Source organism: Streptomyces sp. CO7, from assembly GCF_053474865.1.
Genome location: NZ_JBRIOU010000007.1, coordinates 137,808 through 154,903 on the forward strand (window position 1 = coordinate 137,808; position 17,096 = coordinate 154,903).

The following is a 17,096-nucleotide window of genomic DNA, read 5'->3' on the forward strand; positions in this document are numbered from 1 at the left end:
GGCCCGCGCCCGCCTCTCCCGCGCCGTCAGGCGGCTCCCGCCACCCGCACCGCGCCGGAGACGCATTCGGCGCTGATCGGCAGCGGGCCGAGCCGCTCCCCGTCGACGTAGGCGGTCAGCCCCGGCGCCGTCAGCTCGATCCGCGAGGCGCGGTAGGTGGTCACGACGGGGTGGTCGACGTGCGTCCCCTTGTAGACGCGGGGGAAGACCTTGAGCAGCGTGGTGCGGCTGCAGCCGCCGACGACGGTGACGTCGAAGAGCCCGTCGTGCAGGTCCGCTCCCGGGCAGATCCGCATGCCGCCGCCGTAGGAGGAGCCGTTGCCCACGGCGACCAGGGTCGCCTCGACGTCGCGCGTCGCGCCCCCGTCAAGGGTGAGCCGGTAGGGCAGCGGCGTGAAGGCGGCCAGTTCGGCGACGATCGCCAGGTCGTAGCGGAAGCGGCCGACCGGCAGCTTCATCCGGTTCCCGCGGTCGTTGACCCGCGAGTCGAACCCGGTGGCGATCACGGTGCCGAACCAGCGCCCGTTCACCCGGCCCAGGTCGATCGCGGTGAGCCGGGACTCCTTCAGCGCGCCGGCGATCCGCCGCGCCGCGGCCGCCGGGTCGCGCAGCGGGAGGCCGAGGGCGCCCGCGAAGTCGTTGCCGGTGCCGACCGCCACCACACCGAGGGGAGTGTCGGTGCCGGCCACGGCCTGCAGCGCGAGGTGGACCAGTCCGTCGCCGCCGACGGCCACCAGGGCGCCCGTGCCGCCGGCCACGGCCTCCCGGGCCCGGGCCAGCGCGTCGTCGGCGTCGAGGCCGACGACGGTGCGGACGGAGAAACCCGCGTCCCGGAACGCCGACGCGGCCGGCTGCGCCGCGTGGGCGCCCCGGCCGCGTCCCGCGGTGGGGTTGACGAAGAGCACTATCTCGCTGGTCACGGCGGCACCCTACGAGGTCCGCGTGCCGGAGGGGAGCCCGGTCAGGTCACGTCGTCGTAACCGTTGATCCGGTCGGGCCGGTCCGTGCGCCCGCCGTCGGCCTGCTCCGGGAGCATCGGCGCGGCTGCGACCGGTTCCACCGCCGCGACCGGCTCGGGCGTCAGGTCCAGCTCGGAGGCCTCGTCGTCCGCCGGGCCCAGCGCGTCGCGGCGCGTGCGGCGCCGGTCGTTGACCAGGGCGATCCCGGAGGCGGCGAAGTACAGGACCCAGATGGGACCCGCGAGCGCCAGCATGGAGATCGGGTCGGTGCTGGGCGTGGCGATCGCCGCGAAGAGCGTGATGCCGAGGATCATGCCCCGCCACCAGCCGGCGATCTTCTTGCCGGAGAGCACCCCGCCGAAGTTGAGCATCACCAGCAGGAGCGGCAGCTCGAAGGAGAGGCCGAACACGATGACCATGCGCATGATCAGCTGGAGGAGGTCGTCCAGCGGCAGCTGGTTGTCGCTGCCGATGATCGAGAACTCCAGCATGACCGACGCCATCTTGGGCAGCGACCAGTAGGCGAAGTATCCGCCCATGGTGAAGAGCGGGAACCCGGCCGCCACGAAGGCGTACGCGTACCGCTTCTCGTGGCGGTGCAGGCCCGGGGCGAGGAAGCCCCAGAGCTGGTACAGCCACACCGGCGAGGCGAGCACCACACCGGACGTCAGGGCGACCGTGAGGGCGAGCGTGAACGGGCTCAGCAGGCCGTTCTGCACGATCCGCGCGCACGTCGTCTCGTTGGTGTTCTCCGCGAGCTCCGCGAAGCTGTAGTCGCAGCCGACCGCGTCGAGGACAGGATCCGTGAAGAACTGGATGATGTCCTTGTAGAAGAAGGCGGCGACGACCGTGGCGACGACGATGGCCAGCAGGGACTTGACGAGCCGGTTGCGCAGCTCACGGAGGTGTTCCGCGAGGGGCATCCGCCCCTCGGGGTCCCTCTCCTGTTTGCGGGCAGACTTGAGCAACCCACGTCCTCATCTCGTGCGGCGGACCGGAGCCCTGGGCTCCGGTCCGGACGTCAGCGCTTGGTCGTGTCGGTCGGCTCGGCCACCGGACGCGAGCTGGTCACGTCACCGGGGGCGGCCTGGATGACACGCGGCGCCGGCTCCTCGGAGGCGGGCGGACCGGCGGGGGCCGCCTCGTCCTTCTTGCCCTCTTCCTTCATCGCCTTGGCCTCGCTCTTGAGGATGCGGGCGGACTTGCCGAGGGACCGTGCCATGTCCGGAAGCTTCTTGGCGCCGAACAGCAGCAGGATGACGACGAGGATCAGAATGATCTCGGTAGGTCCGAGCCGTCCCATAAGTCTTTACCTTCTCACCGAGGCCAGTGGGGGTGTGTGGCTTTCGGAGCGGACGCGCGTCCGGCCTCCGTAAGCGATCGTAACGTCCGGGCGTGAACGACAGGCATCCCGCGGACGTACTCCCGGTCACACGAGCCGATGCCTCGTTCCCCGGCCCGCGAAGATGCAGCGTACCTGGCGCCGCCCCCGCTCGAACAGGGTCGGTAGGGACGGTCCCACCGGGTTTCCGGGCCTTCGGCGCTCACCGGAACGGGATGTTCCCACAGGTGAGCGCCGCGACGGCTCACAGGTTCCCGGCCGCCCGGGCGGTGCGTTCCGCGGCCTGTTCGAGGTCCGCCGAGGCCAGGGCGATCCTGCGGGCCGAGGCCTCGACCTGCGTCCCCAGCCGCCGGGCCTCGAGGAACACCCGTACGGCCAGCACGCCGAGCACCGCCGTGCCGAGGAAACCGAGGGCGACGGCGAGCATCGCCCAGAACATCGCACCGGACATGGCGGGAGCCTACGCGCCCGCCGGCGCGGCGCCCGCACCGGCGGGGTCGGCCGGTGCGGCGGGACCGCCGGACACGGCGGAACCGGTCGCGCCCAGCGCCTCGGCGGCGTCGAACAGGCCCTCGCCGCCACCCTCGCCGTAGGCGGCCAGCGCCTCGCGGGCCGCGCGGCGCGCGCTCTCCACGAGCTCCACCGGGGCGACGATCCGCCCGTCGGGACCCAGCCGCAGCGCCAGGCGGCGCAGCGACTCGGGCGCGGGGGTGCGGATGGTGATCCGCAGCCCGCCGTCGGGCAGCTCCTCGGCCGCCTCGTGCGGGTAGTACTCGGCGACCCAGCGGCCGGCCGGGCCGACCTCGACCACGACCTCCGGGTCGTCGGCGGAGGGCTGGACCAGCCCGGCGGACAGGTCGCGCGGCTCGATCCGCGGCGGCTCGGAGGGCTCGTCGAGGATGCGGATCTCGGCGACCCGGTCCAGCCGGAAGGTGCGCCGCGCCTCGGAGCGGCGGCACCACGCCTCGACGTACGTGTGGCCGACGCTGACCAGGCGGATCGGGTCGATCTCCCGCTCGCTGACCTCGTCGCGGGCGGGCGACCAGTAGCGGATCCACAGCCGGCGGCCCTCGGAGATGGCCCGGTCGACGTCGGCGAAGACGCCGCCCTCGGACTCGAAGGTCACCGACAGGCGGGAACTGGCCTCGGCGCTCTCGCCGGCGGCGGCCTCCACCTTGGCGGTGGCGCGCAGCAGCGCCTGCCGGTCGCCCTCGCGCAGACCGGGCAGGGTGGCGACGGCGCGCGCGGCGACCAGCAGGGCGGTGGCCTCGTCGGAGGCGAGCCGCAGCGGCTGGGCGGCCTCGGCGCCGAGCGCGGCGGGGTTGTGCCACCAGATGCGCTCGCCGTCGGTGTCGATGTCGAGCAGGTCGCCGCCGCGGAAGCTGGTGCCGCACATGGGCAGCAGTTCGAGGTCGGCGATCAGCTCGTCCCCGCTGACGCCGAAGGCGCGGGCCACGTCGGCGACCCGGGCGCCGGGGCGCTCGCGCAGGTAGGTGACCAGGGAGAGCATCCGGCGGGTCTGGTCGATGGCGTTGGCGGGGCGGTTCCCCCGGCTGGTCGTCATGCTCGCCTTCCCCTCGTTGATGCGGCCCTCGTCGATGTCGTCGATGTAGGCGGCTCACTCATTGCCGGCGCCCCTCAGCCCTTGGCCACGGCGCGCAGCCGGTCGATCACGTCGGCCCGCAGTTCGGCCGGCTCCAGGGCCACCACGTCGGGCCCGAACTCGACCAGCAGGGCGTCGAGGCCGTGGCCGTAGGGGATCTCGACCTCGTCCCAGCCGCCGTCGAGCGGGCGGACGGCGGTGGCGCGGGCGCGCAGCGGGTAGCCGCAGCCGGCCCGGAGCCGGATCAGCGCGGAGCGCTCGGCGCTCTCCCCCGCCCAGCGGGCCACCGTCTCGCGGACCCGGACGACGTCGGGGACCTCGGCGGTGAACGCCCCGGCGCGGGTGCGGACCTTGCCGGTGATGCGGGAGAGGCGGAAGACCCGCTCGGCGCCGCGGTCGCGGTCCCAGCCGGCCAGGTACCAGTGGCCGCGCCAGCACTCGAGCGCCCAGGGCTCGACCTGGCGGGGCTCGGGAGCGACGGCGGTGGCCTTGCGGTAGTCGAAGACCACCGGACGGCGGTCGCGGCAGGCCAGCATCAGCGGCTCGAAGGCGGCCTCGTGGACGGGGATGCGCGGCTCGAGGGCGCCGTGGGCGGCGTACGGGTCGACGTCCTCGGGCAGTCCGGCGGCGCGCAGCTTCTGCAGGGCGCCGCTGGCCGCTCCGGCGAGCCGGGCCTGCTGCCAGACGCTGGCGGCCAGGCCGAGGGCGGCGGCCTCCTCGGCATCCAGGGTGATCGGCGGCAGCTGGTTGGAGTCGTGGCGGGCGAGGTAGCCGACCTCGCCGTCGAGGTTCTCGACGGTCTCGATGACCAGTCCGAGCTCCCGCAGGTCGTCCTTGTCCCGCTCGAACATCCGGTTGAACGACTCGTCGGTGGTGGCCTCCATGTAGGCCTCCAGGGACGCGCGCAGTTCACGCTTGCTGAGCGGGCGCCGGGTGCCCAGCAGGCACAGTGCCAGGTTCATCAGCCGCTCTGCCTTGGCAATCGCCATCGACGACCTACGCCCTCTCCCTCGTCACCTACGACGGCGACCGTACCGCTCCGAAGGGCCGGTGGGGAAATTCCGCGGGCCCGCGGAAGGGCCCGCGCGGGCGCCCGCAGAATCGGCACAGGGTCCGCGCCCTGTCGGACGCGGACCCCGAGGAGCCCATGGTGACCGCTTCCGGTCACGCGCCGGCCGCCCGAAGGCGGTCGTGGATCAGACCGAGACCAGGTCGCAGACGAAGATCAGCGTCTCGCCGGGGCCGATGGCGCGGCCCGCGCCGCGGTCGCCGTACGCCAGGTGCGGCGGGATGATCAGCTGGCGGCGGCCGCCGACCTTCATGCCCTGCACGCCCTGGTCCCAGCCGCTGATGACCTGACCGATGCCGAGCTGGAAGCGCAGCGGGGTGCCGCGGTTCCAGGACGAGTCGAACTCCTCGCCGGACGAGAAGGACACGCCCACGTAGTGGACGGAGACGACGTCGCCCGCCTTGGCCTCCTCGCCGTCACCCTCCCAGATGTCCTTGATCTCGAGGTTCGCCGGCGGCTCGCCGCCCGGGAAGTCGACCTCGGGCTTCTCGATGCTCACGAATCTGTCTCCTGCTGATGGACGAAAAGATGCAACGGGATCAGTCTCCCATCCCGGGCGTCACATCTTCGCCAGCAGGTCCACGGTGAAGACGAGCGTCGAGTCCTTCTTGATGGGGCTGCCCTGCGGCGGGTTGTCGCCGTAGCCGAGGTCCGGCGGGATGACGATCAGGACGCGGCTGCCGACCTTCTTGCCGGCCAGTCCCTGCGCCCAGCCGGGCACGACCTGCTGCAACGAGAACGAGGTCAGCTCACCGCGGCTGTAGGTGGAGTCGAACTCCTTGCCGTCGGCCCACAGCACGCCCTTGTACTGGACGAGGACGGTGCTGTCCTGGGCCACCGCGGGGCCGTCGCCCTCGAGGACGTACTCGGAGACCAGCTTCTTCGGCGGGTCGCTCTTGGGGACCTCGACCGAGGGGGCCTTGCCGTCGGTGTTGGTGCCGACCTTCGGCAGCGCGGAGTCGGAGGAGGCCACCTTCTTCCCGTCGGCGGAGCTGCGGGAGTTGAACGTGTTCTCGACGTCCACCACGAACACCAGGGTGTCGTCGCCCTTGATGCCGGCCTTCTCGTTGCCCTGCTCCCCGTAGCCCCAGGTGGGCGGGACGGCCATCATCACGCGGCTGCCGGTCTTCTTGCCGGCCAGCCCGTAACGCCAGCCGTCGATGATGCCGCCCTGCGCGAGCTGGATGAGGATCGGGGTCTTGCGGTCGTAGGAGTTGTCGAAGACCTTGGCGTCGTCCCAGGTCTGGCCGAGGTACTGCGCCTGGATGAAGTCCTTCTCGGCGACCGTGCGGCCGTTGCCGGCGATCAGCGTGCGCACGGCGAGGTCCTTCGACGGCTCCCCGTTGCCCTTGGCCACCGTCGGCTTCTCCCCGAAGGCGGTGCCGCTGGTGATCTTCGGGAGCGGACCGTCGACGATCTTCGGCGACGGCGCCGGGGTGGGGGCCTGCGGGGAGGGCTTGCCGGTCGGGTCCGCCTCCTTGTCCGACGAGTCGGAGCCACAGGCGGAGAGGGTGGCCAGTCCCGCGGGAACGGCCAGAAGGAGTGAGCGTCGGCGCACGATGGGGGCCTCTATCGATCGATCTTCGAGTTGGCTTCGCGCGTCACTCTACGGCTTTCGGGCCCCACGCCCCCGAACGAGCACGCGGGGGCCGCGGATCGGATCCGCGGCCCCCGCGTGCGGTACGGCCGTCGCTCGCCGGTGCGTCTGCATCGCCGGCGATCACATGCCGGCGATCAGCTTCTCCACCCGGTCGTCCACCGACCGGAACGGGTCCTTGCACAGGACCGTGCGCTGGGCCTGGTCGTTGAGCTTGAGGTGGACCCAGTCCACCGTGAAGTCGCGGCGCTGTTCCTGGGCCCGCTTGATGAAGTCCCCGCGCAGCCGGGCCCGCGTGGTCTGCGGCGGCACCGACTTGCCCTCGAAGATCTTGACGTCGTTGCAGATCCGCTTGGCCTGGCCGTTGCGCTCCAGCAGGTAGTAGAGGCCCCGGCGGCGGTGGATGTCGTGGTAGGCGAGGTCTATCTGGGCGACCCGCGGGTTCGACATGGTCATGTTGTGCTTGGCGCGGTAGCGCTCCAGCAGCTTGTACTTGATCACCCAGTCGATCTCGGTGGCGACCCGGTCCAGGTCCTCCTCCTCGATCGCGTCCAGGGTGCGGCCCCACAGCTCCAGGACCTGCTCGACGACGCCGGTGCGGATGCCCCGCCGGTCGACGAACTCGCAGGCCTTCTCGTAGTACTCGCGCTGCACCTCGAGGGCCGATGCCTCCCGGCCGCTGGCCAGGCGCACCTTGCGGCGGCCGGTGAGGTCGTGGCTGACCTCGCGGATGGCCCGGATCGGGTTCTCCAGGGTGAGGTCCCGCATGACCGTGCCGGCCTCGATCATGCGCAGCACCAGGTCGGTGGCCCCGACCTTGAGCAGCATGGTCGTCTCCGACATGTTGGAGTCGCCGACGATCACGTGGAGCCGGCGGTAGCGCTCGGCGTCCGCGTGCGGCTCGTCACGGGTGTTGATGATGGGCCTCGAGCGGGTGGTCGCCGAGGAGACGCCCTCCCAGATGTGCTCGGCGCGCTGGCTGACGCAGTACACCGCGCCGCGCGGGGTCTGGAGGACCTTGCCCGCGCCGCAGAGCAGCTGCCGGGTGACCAGGAAGGGAATGAGGATGTCCGCCAGCCGGGAGAACTCGCCGTGCCGGGCCACCAGATAGTTCTCGTGGCAGCCGTACGAGTTGCCGGCCGAATCGGTGTTGTTCTTGAAGAGATAGACGTCGCCCGCGATTCCCTCCTCGTGCAGGCGGCGTTCCGCGTCGACGAGAAGTCCTTCGAGAATGCGCTCGCCGGCCTTGTCGTGGGTGACGAGCTCCGTCACGTTGTCGCATTCGGGTGTTGCGTATTCCGGATGCGAACCCACGTCGAGATAGAGGCGGGCGCCGTTTCGCAGAAACACGTTGCTGCTGCGGCCCCATGACACGACACGCCGGAAGAGGTACCGCGCCACCTCGTCAGGCGACAGACGGCGCTGTCCCCTGAACGTGCACGTGACGCCGTACTCGTTCTCCAGCCCGAAAATGCGGCGGTCCATGTCTGAACATTACGCCCGATCACCCGAGCTGAAACGGGGTTCGACGGTCCGATTCGGATCATTTTCCGATCCGGCGGCGACTCTCCCGAGATTTCGCGGCCTGGCGAGGACCCCGCGGGAGGCGAGCAGGACCACCAGCGACACCGTTCCGGCGGCGGCCGGGACGGCGAAACCGGCGCGGGTGCCCAGGCTCTCCAGGACCGGTCCGGCCACGCCGGTGCCGACCGAGGAGCCGACGGTGAAGGTGGTGACCAGCCAGGAGAACGCCTCGGTGACCGTGCCGCGCGGGGCGTGCCGGTCCACCAGGACGAAGGCGCAGGCGATGGTGGGCGCCAGGAACACGCCGGCCAGGGCGGCCAGCAGGGTCATCGGCGTGGGGCCGGGCATGGCGATCAGCGGGGCGTAGCCGAGGGCGAGGGCGGCCACCAGGCCCTTCAGGCGGCGCTCGGGGGCTCCGGCCCACTCGCGGGCCCCGTAGAGCCCGCCGCCGACCAGCGCGCCGAAGCCGAGGGCGGCGAGCAGGACGGCGTACACGGCGTCGCCGTCGGGGCCGGTGCGGTCGGCGTAGGCGGCCGCGGCGACGGTGATGGAGCCCAGGGCGATGCCGACGAAGAACAGCGCGCCCAGCAGGACCAGCAGGCCGCCCGAGCGCAGGGCGCCCAGCCAGTGCGCCTCGCGGGGCGCGGACCGCCAGGCGCGCGAGGGCGGTGAGAGGACCACGGACAGGGCGCCGAGCACGCCGATCGCGTTCAGCGCCAGCAGCGCGGCCATCGGCGACCAGACGGCCACGAAGAGGGAGACCAGCAGAGGGCCGACGGTGAACATCACCTCCTGGGCCACCGCGTCCATGGCGTAGGCGGTGTGGATCTGGTCGTCGCGGCGCAGCACGGAGGGCCACAGCGCGCGCAGCCCGCCCTCGAGCGGCGGGGTGAACAGGCCCGCGCCGGCCGTGGCCAGGTAGGCGACGGGCAGCGGGTCGAGGCCGGTGACGGCGAAGACGGCCATCGACGCGGCGGCCAGCACGGCGGCGGGCAGCTGCACCCGCGGCTGGCCGTGCAGGTCGACCAGGCGGCCCAGCACCGGCTGGCCGACCGCGTTGGCGAGGCCGTACACGGCGGCCAGCACGCCGGCCAGGCTGTAGGAGCCGCCCTCGGCCCGGACGAACAGGACGATGGCGATGGCCGAGGTGGCGTTGGGCAGCCGGCCCACCAGCGTTCCGGTCAGCAGACGCGCGGCATGCCGGGCCTTGAGGATCTCCAGGTACCGCGAAAACATGCAGCGCCCTCCGTTTTACGTATAACTTGAATGTCATACGTAGCATGTTCGACGTCCTGTAGTCCAGACCGGAGAAGTGCGCCGACGATGCCCTCACCTGGCAAGACCCGCCCGACGAGCCGGGACGTGGCCCGAGTCGCCGGCGTCTCGCAGGCCTCCGTCTCCCTCGTCCTGGGCGACAAGTGGCACGGCAGGATCTCCGCGCCCACCGCGGAGCGGGTCCGCGAGGCCGCCCGCACCCTCGGCTACCGGCCCAACCTGGCGGCACGGAACCTGCGCACCGGCAGCGCCCGGACGGTCCTGCTGGTGGTCCCGTCGCTGACCACGCACTTCTTCGCGGGGGTGCACACCGGCGCCGCCCGGGTGGCCGCCGCGCACGGGTTCTCCATCGTGCTGTACCCGTCCCCGGCCGGCGTGGGCCCGGCGCGCGACCCCTTCGCCTCGGCCCCGGCGGCGCTGGACGGCGTGCTGGCCTCCTCCATGGCCGCCCAGGCGCTCACCGTGCTGCGCGGCGACCGGCTGCCGCTGGTGATGCTGGACAGCGAGCCCGACGCGGCCCCCGGCACCGCGACGGTCAACCTGGACATCGCCGACGGCGTCCGCCAGGTGGCCGACCACCTGCTGGGCCTGGGCCACCGGCACATCCTGCACCTGCGGGCCGACGTGGCCTCCTGGACCTTCGCCCAGCGGGCCCGCGCGCTCCAGGAGCGGCTCGCCGCCGTGCCGGGCGCCACGCTGGTGACCGCGGCCTCCTCGATGACCGCCGACCACGGCCGCGCCGCCGTGGAGAGCGCGCTGACCGCCCCCGGGCCCCGGCCGACCGCGGTGGTCTGCGACGACGACATGCTCGCGGTGGGTGCCTACAAGGCGGCCCGGCGGCTGGGACTGCGGGTACCGCGGGACCTCTCGGTCACGGGGGTGGACGACCAGGTGCTCGCCATGGCGCTGGAACCGGAGCTCACCACCGTCCGGCTGGACGCGGAGCTGACCGGCGAGCGCGGCATGCAGGCCCTGCTGTCGGTGATCGAGGGCCGCGCCCCGGTGACCCACGACATCCCGGTGGAGCTGGTCGTCCGCGGCTCGACGGCGCCAGCGCCCCGGACATGACGGTGCCGCGCGGTCACGGCGCACAGCCGTCACCACGCGGCACGGTCACCTCCTCCGGCCGGGGCCACCCGGACCGGTTCACTCCTCGGAGGCGTCCTCCGCATCCTCGCTCTTCCCGGCGTCCGCCGCCGCGGCGCCGCCCTCGCCGCCGCCCGCGAGCAGCCGCTCCAGGCGCGGTCCGGTGATCCGGCGGAACTTCCTGCGCTGCGGGCGGGTGCGGTCCAGCACGGCCACCTCGAGGCGCTCGGCGGGGATCTCCCGCTCCGAGCCGCTGGTGTCCCGGGACAGGGCCTGCACGGCCAGCTTGAGGGCCTCGGCGAGGGTCATGCCCTCCCGGTGGCGCTGGTCCAGGTAGGAGCTGATCTGCTCGGCGTTGCCGCCGACCGCGACCGAGCCGTGCTCGTCCACGATCGAGCCGTCGTGCGGCAGCCGGTAGATCTGGTCGCCCTCGGGGACCTCCCCGACCTCGGCCACCACCAGCTCGACCTCGTAGGGCTTCTCCCCCGCGCTGGAGAAGATGGTGCCCAGCGTCTGCGCGTACACGTTGGCCAGGCCGCGCGCGGTCACGTCGCCCCGGTCGTAGGTGTAGCCGCGCAGGTCCGCGTAGCGGACGCCGCCGATGCGGAGGTTCTCGTACTCGTTGTACTTGCCCGCCGCGGCGAAACCGATCCGGTCGTAGATCTCGCTGAACTTGTGCAGCGCGCGGGACGGGTTCTCACCGACGAAGACGATGCCGTCGGCGTACTGCAGCACGACCAGACTGCGGCCGCGCGCGATGCCCTTGCGGGCGTACTCCGCCCGGTCCGCCATCGCCTGCTGGGGTGAGACATAGAACGGCGTCGACACCGGTTATCCGTCCCTTTCCGTCGATTCCGTCGAAGAGTCTGTAGGGGTCACAGGGCTCGTCCTGCTGGTCCGTGGGTTCACGACGGGCCGTCAGAGCAGCGCGGCGCGGGGGCCGTCGGGCTCCTCGAGCCGGCGGTCCAGGACCGCGCGGGCGATGCCCGAGGACTCCTGGTCCGTCAGACGGCGGAACCCGTCTTCGGTGATCACCGTGACGATCGGGAAGATCCGGCGGGCCATGTCGGGGCCGCCCGTCGCCGAGTCGTCGTCGGCCGCGTCGTACAGGGCCTGGACGACCAGGGTGGTGGCCTGTTCCTCCGTCAGGTCCTCGCGGTAGAGCTTCTTCATCGAGCCGCGGGCGAACAGCGAGCCGGAGCCGGTGGCCGCGAAGCCCGCCTGCTCGTCGGAGCGGCCGCCCGTGACGTCGTACGAGAAGATCCGGCCCTTGCGGCGGTCGAGGTCGTACCCCGCGAACAGCGGCACCACGGCCAGGCCCTGCATGGCCATGCCGAGGTTGGAACGGATCATCGTCGACAGCCGGTTGGCCTTGCCCTCCAGCGAGAGCTGGGCGCCCTCGACCTTCTCGAAGTGCTCCAGCTCCAGCTGGAACAGCTTCACCATCTCCACGGCGAGACCGGCGGTGCCGGCGATGCCCACCGCGGAGTACTCGTCGGCCGGGAACACCTTCTCGATGTCGCGCTGCGCGATCACGTTGCCCATGGTGGCGCGCCGGTCACCGGCCAGCACGACGCCGCCGGGGAACGTCGCGGCCACGATGGTGGTGCCGTGCGGCGCCTCGATCACGCCCTGGGTGGGCGGCAACTGCCGCATCCCGGGCAGCATGTCCGGCTGGTGTCCCGCCAGGAAGTCCATGAAGGAGGAGGATCCCGGAGTCAGGAAGGCGGCCGGCAGTCGCCCGGTGTCACGAGTGTTGGCTTCCACGCAATTCCTTCCGAAGAACACGGCTTCAGAACGCGGCTTCCGCGCCGCGGTCGCATCACACCTGCGCGGTCGGCAAGCTGAAGCACAGTTGTGTCACGGACCCTACCCGCACGGCGGCGATGATCCACCTCCGAACGGCGAAGCACGGGGGCCACCCAGGAGCAGTCCCCGTGCTTCGGCACTGTGCCTTCGCTTCGAAGGCCTGGCGGCCTTACTGGCCGCCCTTCTGGACGAACGAACGCACGAATTCCTCGGCATTGGACTCGAGCACGTCGTCGATCTCGTCGAGGACGGAGTCGACGTCGTCGCTCAGCGCCTCCTGCCGTTCCTTCAGGTCCTCGCTCGCCTGCGCATCCTGCGCCTGCTCGTCGACCTCCTCGGTCGATCGCGTGGCCTTCTGCTGTCCGCCGCCGGTGTCCTTGGTCGCCATAACCCTCACCCCGCTCGGTTCGACGTTCTCGATCAGACCCTACAAGCAGGGTCCGACATCGACCCCACAGTTCCCACACACGGAGAAACCATCCCGATGATTCCCCCTCCGGACCCGTCCCACCCCGAAAACGGGGGTGGAAGATCACTCAGTTGTTGCCGCTCAGCACCTTGACCAGGTCCTCGGCCGTCCGGCAGCGGTCCAGGAGCTCCTTGACGTGCGCCCGGGTGCCGCGCAGCGGCTCCAGGGTGGGGACCCGTTGCAGCGAGTCACGGCCCGGCAGGTCGAAGATCACCGAGTCCCAGGAGGCGGCCGCCACGTCGTCCGCGTACTGCTCCAGGCAGCGGCCGCGGAAGTAGGCCCGGGTGTCCTCAGGGGGCTGCGTGACGGCCCTGAGCACGTCCTGCTCGTCGAGCAGCCGCTTCATCCGCCCGCGGGCCACCAGACGGTTGTACAGGCCCTTGTCGGGCCGCACGTCGGCGTACTGCAGGTCGACCAGGTGGAGCCGGGGGGCGTCCCAGTCCAGGGAGTCCCGGCGGCGGTAGCCCTCCATGAGCTCCCGCTTGGCCACCCAGTCCAGCTCGCCGGCCAGGCTCATCGGGTCCCGCTCGAGCCGCCCCAGGACGTCCTCCCAGCGGGTGAGCACGTCCCTGGTCTGGTCGTCGGCGTCCGCCCCGAAGCGCTCCTCGACGTACTTGCGGGCCAGCTCGTAGTACTCCATCTGGAGCTGCACCGCGGTCAGCCTGCGCCCGCTGCGCAACTCGACCAGCCGCTTGAGCGAAGGGTCGTGCGAGACCTGGTGCAGGGTGCGCACCGGCTGGTCAACGGCCAGGTCGACGGCGATGAAGCCGTCCTCGATCATGGACAGGACCAGGGAGGTGGTGCCGAGCTTGAGGTAGGTGGAGATCTCGGACAGGTTGGCGTCGCCGATGATCACGTGCAGGCGGCGGTACCGCTCCGCGTCCGCGTGCGGCTCGTCGCGGGTGTTGATGATGGGCCGCTTGAGGGTGGTCTCCAGCCCCACCTCGACCTCGAAGTAGTCCGCCCGCTGGCTCAGCTGGAAGCCGTGCTCGTTGCCGTCCTGCCCGATGCCGACCCGGCCGGCGCCCGCGAAGACCTGGCGGGAGACGAAGAAGGGCGTCAGGTGGCGCACGATGTCCGAGAAGGCGGTCTCCCGCTTCATCAGGTAGTTCTCGTGCGTCCCGTAGGAGGCGCCCTTGTTGTCGGTGTTGTTCTTGTAGAGGTGGATGGGCTGCGCGCCGGGCAGCTGGGCGGCCCGCTCGGCCGCCTCGGCCATGATCCGCTCGCCGGCCTTGTCCCACAGCACCGCGTCCAGCGGGTTGGTGACCTCCGGGGAGCTGTACTCGGGGTGGGCGTGGTCCACGTAGAGCCGGGCGCCGTTGGTCAGGATCACGTTGGCGAGGCCGATGTCCTCGTCCGTGAGCTGGCTGGAGTCGGCGACCTCCCGCGCCAGGTCGAAGCCTCGCGCGTCCCGCAGCGGGTTCTCCTCCTCGAAGTCCCAGCGGGCCCGGCGGGCCCGGTGCATCGCCGCCGCGTAGGCGTTGACGATCTGGGACGAGGTGAGCATGGCATTGGCGTTGGGGTGGCCGGGAACGGAGATCCCGTACTCCGTCTCGATCCCCATCACTCGCCGTACGGTCATGCGGCCCTCCTTGCCCGGCGGCGCCCTCGGTCGGGGGCGGCCCTGAAGTACCACCCGTGCTCCGGCGCAGGTCGCGTTCCGGTCGGCCCGCTGCGGCGGAGCGGCGGTACCGGAAAGCCTAGAACGCCACCGCGCCGGCGGGGAGATCATTTGCCTCTTCGCCACGCCCGCCGCGCCCGGCCGGGCGAGTGCCCGGCAGGACGCGGCGGGAGTGAAAGGCGGCCGCGGACGCCCCTACGGGCACCCGCGGCCGCCCCCTTCTCGCTACAGGTACTGACCGGTGTTGGCCACCGTGTCGATGGACCGTCCGGTGTCCGCGCCCTGCTTCCCGGTGATCAGGGTGCGGATGTACACGATCCGCTCGCCCTTCTTGCCGGAGATCCGGGCCCAGTCGTCCGGGTTGGTCGTGTTGGGCAGGTCCTCGTTCTCCTTGAACTCGTCCACGCACGCCTGGAGGAGGTGGGAGACCCGAAGGCCCTTCTGGTTCTTGTCCAGGAAGTCCTTGATCGCCATCTTCTTGGCCCGGCCCACGATGTTCTCGATCATGGCGCCGGAGTTGAAGTCCTTGAAGTACAGGACCTCCTTGTCGCCGTTGGCGTAGGTGACCTCCAGGAAGCGGTTCTCCTCGGACTCCGCGTACATGTGCTCCACCGCGGACTGGATCATGGCCTGGACCGTGGCGGACTTGTCGCCGCCGTGCTCGGTCAGGTCGTCCCCGTGCAGCGGCAGGCGCTCGGTGAGGTACTTGCCGAAGATGTCCTTGGCCGCCTCGGCGTCCGGACGCTCGATCTTGATCTTCACGTCGAGCCGGCCGGGACGCAGGATGGCCGGGTCGATCATGTCCTCGCGGTTGGAGGCGCCGATCACGACCACGTTCTGCAGGCCCTCGACGCCGTCGATCTCGGCGAGGAGCTGCGGGACGATGGTGTTCTCCACGTCCGAACTGACGCCGGAGCCGCGGGTGCGGAAGAGGGACTCCATCTCGTCGAAGAAGACGATGACGGGCGTGCCCTCGCTGGCCTTCTCACGAGCCCGCTGGAAGACCAGGCGGATCTGCCGCTCGGTCTCGCCGACGTACTTGTTGAGCAGCTCGGGGCCCTTGATGTTGAGGAAGAAGCTCTTGCCCGCCGCCTGGCCGGTGACCTCGGCGACCTTCTTGGCCAGCGAGTTCGCCACCGCCTTGGCGATGAGCGTCTTGCCGCATCCGGGCGGGCCGTAGAGCAGGACGCCCTTGGGCGGGCGCAGCTCGTGCTCCTTGAACAGGTCGGGGTAGAGGTAGGGGAGCTCGACCGCGTCCCGGATCGCCTCGATCTGGCCGCCGAGGCCGCCGATCTGGTCGTAGCCGATGTCGGGGACCTCTTCGAGGACCAGCTCCTCGACCTCGCTCTTGGGCACGACCTCGTAGACGTACCCGGAGCGGGGCTCGAGCAGCAGGGCGTCGCCGGCCCGGATGGTGACGTCGAGCAGCGGTTCGGCGAGCCGGACCACCTTCTCCTCGTCGGTGTGCCCGATCACCAGGGCCCGCTCGCCGTCCTCCAGGACCTCCTTGAGGGTGACGATCTCGCCGACGCGCTCGAACTGCATGGCCTCGACCACGTTGAGCGCCTCGTTGAGCATCACCTCCTGGCCGCGCCGGAGTTCTTCGAGGTCGATGCTGGGACTGACGTTCACCCGGAGCTTGCGGCCGCCGGTGAAGATGTCGGCGGTGCCGTCCTCGTTCGCCGCGAGGAACACTCCGAACCCGGCCGGCGGCTGGGCGAGCCGGTCGACCTCCTCCTTGAGGGCCACGATCTGGTCGCGGGCCTCCCGGAGCGTGCCGGCCAGCCGCTCGTTCTGCGCGGACACGCCGGCCAGATTGGTCTGCAGCTCGACGATCCGCTCTTCGAGAAGCCTCGTGTGTCGCGGAGAGTCGGCGAGCTTGCGTCGCAGGACGGCGATCTCCTGCTCAAGGTAGGCGATCTGCCCGGCCGGGTCCTCGGACCCTCGACCCGGGCGGATGCCGCGGTTCATGTCGTCGTCGTGGGCTGCCACGGTCCTCACCTCCTCCAAGGGGAGCTGGACGCTTCCAGACCCTACCTGGGCGGGTGTCGATTGAAACCCTAGATCACAAACACCGTCGTAAGGTGTCCGATCTTCACCCTTGCGCTCTCCCTCACTGCCAGGGAGATACCCAAGGAACACGGATCGAAAGCAGTGAACATCAACGGCTGTGACCGGACGGCGGACCGGGAGGGCTCAGACCTGTTCGGTCGCCTCCGGCGACCCGCGGTGGAACGCGCCGTCGGCCCAGCGCCAGTTGACGTCCTCCTCGACGTCCGGGCAGCAACTGGGCACCTCCGCCGAGGAGTACCCGAGCACGGTGGCCTCGACCTGTCCGTCCCGCACCGTGAGGGCGGTGACCGTGCGGCGCTCCTTGTGCTCCACCAGCGTGGCGACCAGCCGCGGCTCGCCGGTGTCGGCCGCACGGGTGATGACGTAGACGGCGTCGGGCGGCGTCCCCATCGCGCTGTCGCAGTGCACCGCGGCGACGGTCTCCGGGCTGCCGTCGCCGTCGAGGTCGCCGGCCGCCTTCCGGGCCACCACGGGCTCGGCGACCTCGCCGCACTCGAGCGGGAAGGACACGGCGTCCGCGTCGGGCGCGGGGCGGGCCGGGGCGGCGGGCGCGGCGGCCACCGCCTTGCCGTCCCGGGGCTGGGCCGCGGTGGCGTGGCCGGGCTGCACCAGGGAGGACAGGGCCATCACGCCGGCTACGGCGGTGGCCGTGGCGAGCCAGTGGATGGG

At 71.4% G+C, this 17,096-nt stretch carries 17 protein-coding genes; 1 reads left to right on the forward strand and 16 read right to left on the reverse strand.

The features are described from left to right. Positions 1-26 precede the first annotated feature (26 nt). From ACOV8S_RS24450 to ACOV8S_RS24495, 10 genes are all read right to left on the reverse strand, one after another. Positions 27-920, reverse strand: a complete 894-nt coding sequence (locus ACOV8S_RS24450) for a diacylglycerol kinase (protein WP_448320329.1) — start codon at positions 918-920, stop codon at positions 27-29. 41 nt (positions 921-961) lie between these two features. After that, positions 962-1,927, reverse strand: a complete 966-nt coding sequence (tatC, locus tag ACOV8S_RS24455) for a twin-arginine translocase subunit TatC (protein WP_448320331.1) — start codon at positions 1,925-1,927, stop codon at positions 962-964. A 53-nt stretch (positions 1,928-1,980) separates the two neighbouring features. Then, a complete protein-coding gene (gene tatA, locus ACOV8S_RS24460; protein ID WP_351112524.1) occupies positions 1,981-2,262 on the reverse strand; it encodes a Sec-independent protein translocase subunit TatA in 282 nt (93 codons plus the stop codon). Between the two features lie 283 nt (positions 2,263-2,545). After that, the gene (locus tag ACOV8S_RS24465) at positions 2,546-2,740 is read right to left on the reverse strand and encodes a hypothetical protein (protein WP_448320444.1); all 195 of its coding nucleotides are present in this window, start codon (positions 2,738-2,740) and stop codon (positions 2,546-2,548) included. 21 nt (positions 2,741-2,761) lie between these two features. Further along, the gene (locus ACOV8S_RS24470) at positions 2,762-3,865 is read right to left on the reverse strand and encodes a helix-turn-helix transcriptional regulator (protein ID WP_448320333.1); all 1,104 of its coding nucleotides are present in this window, start codon (positions 3,863-3,865) and stop codon (positions 2,762-2,764) included. 74 nt (positions 3,866-3,939) lie between these two features. Beyond that, on the reverse strand, positions 3,940-4,893 hold the full coding sequence (locus ACOV8S_RS24475; protein WP_448320334.1) for a helix-turn-helix transcriptional regulator: 954 nt from the start codon (positions 4,891-4,893) through the stop codon (positions 3,940-3,942). 207 nt (positions 4,894-5,100) lie between these two features. Then, positions 5,101-5,472 (reverse strand): FKBP-type peptidyl-prolyl cis-trans isomerase, encoded by a 372-nt coding sequence (locus ACOV8S_RS24480; RefSeq protein WP_448320336.1) that lies wholly within the window; start codon positions 5,470-5,472, stop codon positions 5,101-5,103. A gap of 60 nt (positions 5,473-5,532) precedes the next feature. After that, on the reverse strand, positions 5,533-6,531 hold the full coding sequence (locus ACOV8S_RS24485) for an FKBP-type peptidyl-prolyl cis-trans isomerase (RefSeq protein WP_448320337.1): 999 nt from the start codon (positions 6,529-6,531) through the stop codon (positions 5,533-5,535). A gap of 162 nt (positions 6,532-6,693) precedes the next feature. Beyond that, on the reverse strand, positions 6,694-8,055 hold the full coding sequence (pafA, locus tag ACOV8S_RS24490) for a Pup--protein ligase (protein WP_351112536.1): 1,362 nt from the start codon (positions 8,053-8,055) through the stop codon (positions 6,694-6,696). Between the two features lie 9 nt (positions 8,056-8,064). Further along, positions 8,065-9,330, reverse strand: a complete 1,266-nt coding sequence (locus tag ACOV8S_RS24495) for an MFS transporter (protein WP_448320339.1) — start codon at positions 9,328-9,330, stop codon at positions 8,065-8,067. Positions 9,331-9,417: 87 nt separating this feature from the next. Between ACOV8S_RS24495 and ACOV8S_RS24500 the strand changes: the two genes are divergently transcribed. Further along, entirely contained in the window at positions 9,418-10,437 is a 1,020-nt protein-coding gene (locus ACOV8S_RS24500; RefSeq protein ID WP_448320340.1) for a LacI family DNA-binding transcriptional regulator, read from the forward strand. Positions 10,438-10,515: 78 nt separating this feature from the next. Here ACOV8S_RS24500 and prcA read toward each other — a convergent pair whose 3' ends face one another. The 6 genes from prcA to ACOV8S_RS24530 form a co-directional block, all read right to left on the reverse strand. Beyond that, positions 10,516-11,283 (reverse strand): proteasome subunit alpha, encoded by a 768-nt coding sequence (prcA, locus tag ACOV8S_RS24505; RefSeq protein WP_448320342.1) that lies wholly within the window; start codon positions 11,281-11,283, stop codon positions 10,516-10,518. 90 nt (positions 11,284-11,373) lie between these two features. Beyond that, positions 11,374-12,222 (reverse strand): proteasome subunit beta, encoded by an 849-nt coding sequence (prcB, locus tag ACOV8S_RS24510; RefSeq protein ID WP_351112544.1) that lies wholly within the window; start codon positions 12,220-12,222, stop codon positions 11,374-11,376. A 211-nt stretch (positions 12,223-12,433) separates the two neighbouring features. Further along, positions 12,434-12,652, reverse strand: a complete 219-nt coding sequence (locus ACOV8S_RS24515) for a ubiquitin-like protein Pup (protein ID WP_108956145.1) — start codon at positions 12,650-12,652, stop codon at positions 12,434-12,436. A gap of 148 nt (positions 12,653-12,800) precedes the next feature. After that, positions 12,801-14,315 (reverse strand): depupylase/deamidase Dop, encoded by a 1,515-nt coding sequence (gene dop, locus ACOV8S_RS24520; RefSeq protein WP_448320344.1) that lies wholly within the window; start codon positions 14,313-14,315, stop codon positions 12,801-12,803. 264 nt (positions 14,316-14,579) lie between these two features. After that, positions 14,580-16,346 carry a proteasome ATPase gene (gene arc, locus ACOV8S_RS24525; RefSeq protein ID WP_448320346.1) on the reverse strand — a complete coding sequence of 589 codons (1,767 nt, stop codon included), beginning with the start codon at positions 16,344-16,346 and terminating at the stop codon, positions 14,580-14,582. A 204-nt stretch (positions 16,347-16,550) separates the two neighbouring features. After that, on the reverse strand, positions 16,551-17,096 hold a 546-nt coding region (locus ACOV8S_RS24530), incomplete at its 5' end, for a hypothetical protein (protein WP_448320347.1).